Raw genomic sequence first — 9,186 nt, forward strand, 5'->3', positions numbered from 1 at the left:
GCCGCGCGAGGTTTGTGAGCTGGGCTGCGCGGGCTTCGTGCGCCCCGTTGCGCGGGACTTCATCCGAGCAGGCGGGCGACCGCCTTGCCGGCGCGGGCGGCGGCGGACGGGTCGCGGCGCAGGCGGTGCCCGGCGTGCAGCGCGAGCATGATGCCGCCCAGCTCGAACACGACCTGCTCCGCGTCGTCGAAGCAGCCGGCGAGCCGCGCCTGCTGCAGCAGCTCGCGGTGCCAGCGGCCGGCGGCGCCGGCGACCGCGTCACGGACCGGGCCCGGCCGGTCGTCGAACTCGGGCCCGGCGGCCATGAAGAAGCAGCCGCCCGGCGGCCGGTCCCCGGTGAGATACCGCAGCCACGACCCGGCGACCGCGCGCAGCCTCGGCAGTCCGGCCGCGGTGCCGGCGACCGGCTCCCAGACGTCGCGCCAGAACTCGTCGGCGGCCAGCTCGACGACGGCCAGCTGGAGGGTCTCCTTGTCGCCGAAGTGGCCGAGGATCCCGGACTTGCTCATGCCGAGGTCCGCGGCGAGCCGCCCGATGGTCAGCCCCTCGAGGCCCTCGACGGACGCGACGTCCACGCCGTGCCGGACGATGCCGGCCCGGGTCGAGCGGGCCTCGGCGACGGTTCGGCGGGGGCTCATCACACCACTATAGCGTCCGACCGTTCGGACGCTATATTCGGCCGATGCCCCTCCTGCGACTGCTCTTCTCCCTCCTGTACCGGCCGCGCGTCGAAGGCCTCCAGCACGTGCCGCGCGGCGGGGCGGTCATCATCGCCGGCAACCATCTGTCGTTCTGGGACAGCGTCGTCATCCCGCTCGTCGTCCCGCGGCGGGTCGTGTTCCTGGCGAAGGCCGAGTACTTCGAGCGCGGCCCGGTGCGCCGCTGGTGGTTCCGCGCCACCGGGGCCGTGCCGGTCCGCCGCGGCGACGGGCGGGCCGCCCAGGATGCCCTCGACACCGCCGCGGACGTGCTCGCCGAGGGCCGCGCGTTCGGCATCTACCCGGAGGGCACCAGGTCGCGCGACGGCCGGCTGTACCGTGGCCGCACCGGCGTCGGCTGGCTGGCCCTCACCGCGAGGGTCCCGGTCGTCCCGGTCGCCCTGGCGGGCACGGCCGCGCTGCCGGGCCTGCCCTGGATCACGGCCCGGGTCACGGTCCGCTTCGGTGCGCCGCTGCACTGCGCGGGCAGCCCCGCCGACGCCCGCGACCGCCGCGCCGCCACCGACGACGTCATGGCCGCGATCGGCGCCCTGTCCGGTCAAGAACGCGCCGGCCGGTACAACACCGTCTAATAGCGGAACGTGCCGACGAGGTCGGTCAGCTCGCCCGACATGCGGGCCAGGTCGGCGGTCGCCTGTTCCGACTCGGTGACCCCGGCGCTGGTCAGGCGGGCCGCCTCGGCGACACCGGTGATGTTCTGCGCGATCTCGCCCGTGCCGGCGGCGGCCTCGGTGACGCTGCGGCTCATCTCCGACGTCGTCGCCGTCTGCTCCTCGACGGCGGACGCGATCGTGGTCTGGAAGTCGCTGATGCGGGCGATGACCGCCGACACCTGCTCGATGGCGGCGACCGCGCCGGTCGTGTCGTCCTGGATCGCCTGGACGCGGCGGGAGATGTCCTCGGTGGCGCGGGCCGTCTCCTGGGCCAGGTCCTTGACCTCCGACGCCACGACGGCGAAGCCCTTGCCGGCCTCGCCCGCGCGGGCCGCCTCGATCGTCGCGTTCAGGGCGAGGAGGTTGGTCTGCTCGGCGATCGACGTGATGACCTTGATGACGTTGCCGATCTCCGCGGACGAGTCGCCGAGGCGGCTCATCGTCGCCGACGTCTGCTCGGTGATGTGGACGGCCTCGTTGGCGACCCGGGCCGCCTCGCTGGCGTTCTGCGCGATCTCCCGGATCGCCGCGCCCATCTCCTCGCTGCCGGCGGAGACCGTGTCGACGCTGCGCGACACCTCCTCCGCGGCGGCGGCGACGGTCTGCGCCTGCGTCGAGGTCTCCTCGGCCGACGAGGCGATCCTGGTCGCCACGCCCGCCATCCGGTCCGACGCGCCGGCCAGCCGGTTCGCGGAGCCGTCGATCGTCGACACCGTCTGCCGCAGCCGGGCCGTCGCGGCGTCCAGCGCCTGCCCCATCCGGCCCGGCTCGTCGCGTGACCTCAGCCCGGTGCTGCGGGTCAGGTCCCCGTCGGCGAGGCCCTCGCACACCAGCTCCACCCGGCGCAGCGACTTCACGATGCCGCGCGCCACGAACAGGCCGAGGGCGAGCGCGCCGAGCATCCCGGCGCTGAGCAGGACGATCGCCGCGGTCCGGTTCGACCTGTAGGAGTCGGCCGCGGCGCCCGCCGACGCGGCGGCCGCGGTCGCCTCCGCGATCTCCAGGCGCTCCAGGTCCTGGTTGATCGTCGCGAAGACCGGGGCGACCTGCGTGTTGCGGACCTCCAGCCAGGCCGCGAGGTCGCCCTTCTGGCCGTTGGGCAGCTGCTTCGTCTGCGCGACCTGGATGAACGTGTTCCAGCTGGACTCGAGCTCGTCGAGGATCTCGGCCGGCCCCGCGTGCTCGCTGTTGCGGTACGCGGTCAGCGCCGCCGTGAACTTCGCGACGTCGGTGGCGAAGTCCTTGGCGTACTTCTCCTGGTTGGTGGCGTCGCCGTGGGAGATGGCGTGGTTGGCCAGATCGACGCGGGTCTGCGCGGACAGCAGCCGGATCTCGCCGACGGCGCTGGCGCTCGCCACGTTCGCGCGGTAGATGTGCTGCGCCGCGTCGCTCGCGTCACCGAGGGCCGATATCGCCAGCACGCCGTTGACGAGCGCCACCAGCACCGCGACGAGCACCGCGGCGAGAATCCTGACGTTCACACTCAGATCACGCAGAGCCACAGCATCCACCGTAGGACGCCACACCCGTCGCGGATGAGACTTCCTCAGATTCCCCGCTGACGGCGGCGACGCTGTACACATGACGAGCATGACGACCCGGAGCATCGAGACGTTCTGTGTCGACGCGGCAGGCATGGCGCACGGGATCTTCCCGCCCGGGCCGCACGTCTTCCCGGTCGCCGCGGCCGACGCCGTCGCGCTCGACGCCGCGGTCCGGGCGGCCGCCGCGCAACGACAGGTCGTCGTGCCGCAGGACGTCGGCGACCTGTTCCCGGCGCGGACCGGGGCGCTGGAGACGTTCCTGCGCGACCGGCTGCCGGCGTTCGAGGCGGCGCTGCTCGCCGAGCGTACGGCGGTCGACCCCGCCGAACTGGCGGCCGCCGCCGGCGCGCTCGCGGTGCCGGTCGCCCGGCTGACCGCGACGCCGCGGCTGCCGGTCGTCGTGCGCACCACCCTCGCCCGGGCGGTGGCCAGGACCGCCACGTTGGAGGAGCTCGGCGCGCCCGCGGTCATCGTCGAGGCGACCCGCCGGTTCGCGCTGGACGTGTGCGCGGAGGGCTGGCGGCCCGCCATCGACCCGGAGCTGCTGCTGCCCGACACCGCGACGCTGGCCGGCGCCGTGGACAGCCGGTCGCTGGTCGTCGCCGACATGGCACCGATCGTCCTGCTCGCGGTCCTGTGCGCCGTCGGTGCCTCGGCCCGGTCGGTCCCGGCGGACGATCCTTCGCTGCGCTGGCAACGACTCGGCGGCGACGACCCCGCGCTGGACGAGGCCGCGCTGGACGAGGCTGCGCACGGGGACGGCGTCGTCGTCGGGCTGGCGGTGTACGACGAGACCGTGGCGCGACTGGACTACGCGCTGACCCCGGACGGCGAGGCGTTCATCGCGGTGGAGGTGCGCGACCAGTACGAGACGGACGGGTGAGCGTCCACGCCACCAACCCGCCGACAAGCGGGTGCCCGCGGCACGGGCACCCGCTCGCACTACTCGGCCAGCTCCAGGCTGGCGCGCCGGCGCTCGGCGTCCTTGTCCAGGACGCGCACGGTCACAGACGCGCCGGGCCGCAGCCCGGTCACACCCGGCAGCAGGCCGTCGACGCCGTCGGCGAACCGGACGAACGTGCCGAACGGCACCTCGCCGGCCACCTCACCGTCGACGACGTCGCCGATGCGGAAGTCTTCAAAGCGGGACATGCGATCACCTCCTTCCTCAGCAGGCTCCGCTTCTGCGGGCGGTGCTGGAGGAGGGGGCGGGCCACGGGCCCGCCGGCAGCTCAACGAACTGCCGGATGCCTAGTCTGTGCGCGGCACTCGGCCGACCCGGCAGTCACCCGGGCATCATACCGCCCCGCGTACACTCTGAAGAGACGACATCGCCAGGGACTCCACCCGCGGGCAACATCGGGCGGCAGCGGGCCGGATATCGACGTGACTCGTCGTGTTCAGGCGGACATCATCTCGTTGCCGCACCGTACGCACATGAGCACTGCCCTGATCAGCATCACCGCCGCACCGCGGACCCGGGCCTGGCCGCGATGGGTGGGGTTCGGGCTCACCCTGGCCGCGGTGACGGTGGCGTTCGCCCTGCTGCGCCGGTCCCTGCCCGAGCCCGGCACGCTGCTGCGGTCGCTGGTCGACGCCCAGTGGTGGTGGATCTCCGCGGCGCTGCTGGTCCAGGCCGGATCGGTGCTCATGTACGCCGTGCAGCAGCGCCACCTCCTGGCCGCCTACGGCGGGGCGATGTCCAACGTGAAGGCCGTCGGCGTGTCGCTCGCGCGCACCGCCCTGTCCACCGCGATGCCGGCCGGTGGCCCGGTGTCGACCGCGTTCGCCGTCCGGCAGTTCCGCCTGCACGGGCTCACCAGCGCGCACGCCCTCGCCACCACGGCCCTGGCCAGTGTGCAGGCGAGCGCCGCCATCGTGCTGGTGTACGTCGCCTGGTCCGTCACCGACCTGAGCGCGACCGGCCTGCTGGTCGCCGTCGCCGCCGCGGTGCTGCTGTGGCCGGCCGCCGTCCTCGCCCGCCGCCGGCTGGCTCGCGGGGCGCGGCGCCCCGGCGGCGTCGCCGAACGGTCCGCCGGGCCGCTGCGGCGCGGCGCGCACGCCCTGGTCCGCCTCGGCGTGGAGACGTTCCATGCCTGCCTGTCGCTGCCCGGCCGGTACTGGCTGACCGCCGGTGGCGCGGCCGTCGCGCGCCGGCTGTTCGACCTGGCCTGTTTCGTCGCGGCCGCCGAGGCGTACCGGCTCGGCACCGCCACGACGGCCCTGGTCGGCGCGTACCTCACCGGGCAGCTCGTCCGGCAGATCCCGCTCGTAGCCGGTGGTGCGGGGCTCGTCGAGGCGAGCCTCCTGGCCTCGCTGATCGCCACCGGCGCCGACCCCGCGGGCGCCACGGCCGCGGTCCTCGCGTACCGGCTGCTGTCCTGCTGGTTGATCGCGCTGGCCGGCCTGCCGGTCGTCCTGTGCCTCGGGGCTCCCGGCCGGCCCGGCCCGGTCGTCGATCGACCATTCCTCTCGCCGGACATTCCGGGCTTGCCGGGTGTCAGAGGCGGAACTGGCCGACGAGGGTCCTGAGGTCCTGGGACATCTGCGCCAGGCCGGCCGCGGCGCCCTTCGCCTCGCCGACACCGCGGGTGGTGGTGGCCGCGGCGGTCGCGACGCCGGAGATGCTGCCGGCGATCCGGTCCGCGCCCATCGCCGCCTCCGAGACCGACCGGCTCATCTCCGCCGTGGTCGCCGACTGCTCCTCGACGGCGGAGGCGATCGTCGCCTGGTACTGGTTGATCTCCTCGACGACGTCGCCCATCCGGCGGATCGCCTCCGCGGCGGCGGCGGTGTCGGCCTGGATCGCGGTGACCCGCTGGTGGATGTCCTCGGTCGCCTTCGCGGTCTCCTGGGCCAGCTCCTTGACCTCGTTGGCGACGACGGCGAACCCCTTGCCGGACTCGCCGGCCCGGGCCGCCTCGATGGTGGCGTTCAGGGCGAGGAGGTTCGTCTGCTCGGCGATCGACGTGATGAGCTTCAGGACCGAGCCGATCTCGTCGGACGACGCGGCGAGCCGGTCGACCTTCTCGTTGGCCGCGGCCGCCTCCCGGACCGCGCCGCTGGCCACCCCGGCGGCGTTGGCGGCGTTGCGGGCGATCTCCTGGATCGACACGCCCATCTCCTCCGCGCCGGCGGCGATCGTGGCGACGTGCCGGGACACCTCACCGGACGCGTCCGACGCGCCGTGCATCTCGCGGCTGGACGCCTCGGCGGCGCCGGAGATGCCCTCGCTGACCTCCGACAGGTTGTGCGACGCCGCCGCGAGGGTGTCGGAGCTGGTACTGACCTCGCGGATCGACCGGCCGATGCTGTCGAGCGCGGCGTCGAGGTGGGCGGCCATCTGCCCGATCTCGTCCCGGCCCTTGATCTGCGCCCGGCGGGTCAGGTCGCCCTCGGCGAGCCCCTCGAGGACCGCGCGGACCCGCCGGACGGGCCCGCCGATGGCCCGGATGACCGGCACCGACAGCAGCAGCAGGAACACGATCCCGATGAGGATCACGCCGATCGTCGCCCACCGGGCCGTCGTCTGCGCGGACGTCATCGTGTCGCGTTCCTTCGTGACGTGCGCGTCGATGTTGTCCTGCAACGCGCCGAGCTTGTCGTCGACCGCGTGGTTGCGCTCGGCGATCTCGGGCTCCCGCGCCCGCACCGACGCCTGGTCCTTCTGCGCATCCCGCACGAACGTGTCGATGAACTCGTTGAACTGGAGCGCGTCGGCCTTGATGTCGTCGATCGCCGCCCGTACATCGGCCGGAAGATCGAGCTTGTCCAGCTCGGCGATCGTGTCCGTGACCGACGCCAGGTCGTCCGGCAGGTCCGCGATGATCGGGGCGATGTCCTCCTCCGCCAGGGCCCGGTACGCGTCGACCTTGAGCTCCGCCTCCCGCGTGTCGAGGTGGTGCATGAGCCCGCTGGCGTCCTGCAGGTCCCGCACGATCTCGGCCTGGTTGCCGAGCGTGACCTGCGCCGCGATCCCGACGCCGCCCGTGGTCGCAGAGATGACGACGCCCGCGACGCACAGCACGCCGATCTTCTGCACGATGCCCAGGTTGGCGAACATGCCCATGCGGATCCCCCATCACACCGATCGCCACGGGCTCGTTCCCGGGATCTCGCCCGGTACATCGGCGTTGCGGGCGGGTTGCTGAGTATGATCGGGCCACCAGCTTGACCTGGGCGTTCGCGCGGGAGCGGGTCATGTGCCGAACGGCATGACCTCGGCGTCGTGGACGAGCAGGGCCACCTGGACGCGGTTGTTGAGGTCCAGCTTGGACAGCAGCCGGGAGACGTGGCCCTTGGCGGTGGGGACGCTCATGCCGAGCACGGCACCGATCTCGGCGTTGGTCAGCCCCCGGCCGAGTGCCAGGGCCACCTCGTGCTCACGGTCGGTCAGCGTGGCCAGCCGGGCGCGCGCCCTGGCCCGCCGCGGCCCGGCGAGCGGGTCGGCGACGTGGTCGATGAGCTTGCGGATCACGGCGGGGGACAGGATGCCCGCACCTCCCGCGACCGTCCGGACCGCGGCGATGATGTCGCGGGGCGGGGTGTCCTTGAGCAGGAACCCGCTGGCCCCGCCGCGCAGCGCCGCCAGCACGTAGTCGTCGGCGTTGAACGTGGTCAGGACGATCACCTGCGGCGGCGACGGCCGGGCCCGGATCCGCTGCGTGGCGACGAGACCGTCGATCCGTGGCATGCGGATGTCCATGAGCATCACGTCGGGCCAGTGGGCGGCCGCGACGGTCACGGCCTCCTCGCCGTCACCGGCCTCCGCGACCACCTCGATGTCGGGCGATCCACCCATCAGAATCCGCAGCCCCGCCCGCACCAGCGGATCATCGTCCACAATGGCCAGCCGGATCGGGCGGGTCACGTCAGCCACGGCAGCGCCGCCCGGAGGTCATGCCGGCCATGGCAGCCATGCCTGGAGGCGGAACGTGCCGTCGGCGACGCCGTGCTCGACCCGGCCGCCGGCCAGCGCGATCCGCTCGCGGAGCCCGACGAGACCGAGACCGGAGCCCGGGATCGCGGACCGGGCCGGTCCCGCGACCGGATTCGTGACCGTGATGCGCAGCTCGTCGCCGGCCGCGCCGTCGAGGAGCACCCGCACCTCGCTGCCGGGCGCGTGCTTGCGGGCGTTCGTCAGGGCTTCCTGCACGAACCGGTACGCCGTCCTCCCGAGCATCACCGCCGGCCCGTCCTGCGGGACCCGGCACGTGTAGGTCACGGGCTGGCCCGACGCGCGGGCGGTGTCGACGAGGTCGGGCAGGTCGCCGAGGCCCGGCTGCGGCGGCTCCGGCCGGTCCCGCAGGATACCGAACACCGTCCTGAGCTCCTGCAGCGCCTCGTGCGCGCTGCCCCGGATCGCCCCGGCGGCCAGCGCCGTCTCCTCCGGCCGCGCGTCGGTGCGGACCTCGAGCGCGCCCGCGTGCAGGCTGATCAGCGACAGCCGGTGGGCGAGGACGTCGTGCATCTCCCGGGCGATCCGGGTGCGCTCGGTCAGCCTGGCCTGCTCGACCCGCAGGAGCTGCTCGGACTCCAGCCGCGCGGCGTGGTCGCGCAGCGACTGGGTCAGCCGCCGGTACGCCTGCACGAACAGCCCCCACCCGATCGCCGCGGCGGTCACGACCGTCCGGACGAGCAGGTCGACCCACAGCGGGAACGGCGGGTCGTCCTGCAACGCGAAATACCCGGCGGACGTGGCGACGTTCGCCACGCCGAACCACAGCACCACCCCCACCCGGTGCCGGACGGCGACCGTGAACAACGCGGCGGTGACCGCACCGTTCGCCATGACGGACACGGCCCCGAACGGCAGCAGCGCCAGCGCCACGGTCCGCGGATGACGCCGCCGTGCGACCAGCGCGGACACACACAGGACGCCGACGGCGACGTCGACCTGCCACGGGATGAACGCGCCGGGCTTGGTCGCGTCCCCGAGCGGCACCATCAGCGCGCCGTAGAACACCGCCAGGGCGATCGCGACGCCGTCCGCCACCCTGTCGCGCAGCCGGGTCCCGGGTGTGTCCCCGGGCTCGGGCACGAGCAGCGCGAACAGCAGACCGGACATGCCCGCAGCCTACGAGGTGCGGCGTCCCCGGCGGCACCTACCAAAGTCGGGTCGTCGCACCGGTCTTTCGACCCGTGCGGCCGCGCCGGCGCGCGAGGCATGCTGGCCGCATCGATGCGACGGAGGTGGTTTCGATGTGGCACATCATCCGGCGATGCGTGGGGACGTGGCCGAGGCGGTGCCTGGCAGCGGTGACGCTGTTG

9 protein-coding genes are annotated in these 9,186 nt (G+C 73.7%); 3 read left to right on the forward strand and 6 right to left on the reverse strand.

Annotation, left to right across the window (positions count from 1 at the left end):
• Positions 1-59 precede the first annotated feature (59 nt).
• The gene (locus tag ACZ6TV_RS24475; protein ID WP_465299558.1) at positions 60-638 is read right to left on the reverse strand and encodes a TetR/AcrR family transcriptional regulator; all 579 of its coding nucleotides are present in this window, start codon (positions 636-638) and stop codon (positions 60-62) included.
• Positions 639-682: 44 nt separating this feature from the next.
• Between ACZ6TV_RS24475 and ACZ6TV_RS24480 the strand changes: the two genes are divergently transcribed.
• Positions 683-1,291: a lysophospholipid acyltransferase family protein gene (locus ACZ6TV_RS24480; RefSeq protein WP_465299559.1), complete on the forward strand. Its 609-nt coding sequence runs from the start codon at positions 683-685 to the stop codon at positions 1,289-1,291.
• Here the strand turns inward: ACZ6TV_RS24480 and ACZ6TV_RS24485 are convergent.
• Positions 1,288-2,874 carry a methyl-accepting chemotaxis protein gene (locus tag ACZ6TV_RS24485; protein WP_465299560.1) on the reverse strand — a complete coding sequence of 529 codons (1,587 nt, stop codon included), beginning with the start codon at positions 2,872-2,874 and terminating at the stop codon, positions 1,288-1,290. The genes ACZ6TV_RS24480 and ACZ6TV_RS24485 overlap by 4 nt on opposite strands.
• Before the next feature lie 79 nt (positions 2,875-2,953).
• Between ACZ6TV_RS24485 and ACZ6TV_RS24490 the strand changes: the two genes are divergently transcribed.
• Positions 2,954-3,799, forward strand: a complete 846-nt coding sequence (locus tag ACZ6TV_RS24490) for a hypothetical protein (RefSeq protein WP_465299561.1) — start codon at positions 2,954-2,956, stop codon at positions 3,797-3,799.
• Positions 3,800-3,858: 59 nt separating this feature from the next.
• Here the strand turns inward: ACZ6TV_RS24490 and ACZ6TV_RS24495 are convergent, their stop codons facing one another.
• On the reverse strand, positions 3,859-4,068 hold the full coding sequence (locus ACZ6TV_RS24495) for a S1 RNA-binding domain-containing protein (protein ID WP_465299562.1): 210 nt from the start codon (positions 4,066-4,068) through the stop codon (positions 3,859-3,861).
• A 285-nt stretch (positions 4,069-4,353) separates the two neighbouring features.
• Between ACZ6TV_RS24495 and ACZ6TV_RS24500 the strand changes: the two genes are divergently transcribed.
• Entirely contained in the window at positions 4,354-5,448 is a 1,095-nt protein-coding gene (locus ACZ6TV_RS24500) for a lysylphosphatidylglycerol synthase transmembrane domain-containing protein (protein WP_465299563.1), read from the forward strand.
• Here ACZ6TV_RS24500 and ACZ6TV_RS24505 read toward each other — a convergent pair.
• The 3 genes from ACZ6TV_RS24505 to ACZ6TV_RS24515 all read right to left on the reverse strand — a co-directional run bounded on the left by ACZ6TV_RS24505 (position 5,417) and on the right by ACZ6TV_RS24515 (position 8,983).
• Positions 5,417-6,985: a methyl-accepting chemotaxis protein gene (locus ACZ6TV_RS24505; RefSeq protein WP_465299564.1), complete on the reverse strand. Its 1,569-nt coding sequence runs from the start codon at positions 6,983-6,985 to the stop codon at positions 5,417-5,419. The two genes, ACZ6TV_RS24500 and ACZ6TV_RS24505, sit on opposite strands and share 32 nt — an antisense overlap.
• A gap of 129 nt (positions 6,986-7,114) precedes the next feature.
• Complete coding sequence (locus tag ACZ6TV_RS24510; protein WP_465299565.1) at positions 7,115-7,786, reverse strand: response regulator transcription factor; 672 nt, start codon at positions 7,784-7,786, stop codon at positions 7,115-7,117.
• A 27-nt stretch (positions 7,787-7,813) separates the two neighbouring features.
• Positions 7,814-8,983: a sensor histidine kinase gene (locus tag ACZ6TV_RS24515; RefSeq protein WP_465299566.1), complete on the reverse strand. Its 1,170-nt coding sequence runs from the start codon at positions 8,981-8,983 to the stop codon at positions 7,814-7,816.
• Positions 8,984-9,186: the final 203 nt, after the last annotated feature.

It is taken from the genome of Dactylosporangium sp. NPDC051087, from assembly GCF_055586325.1.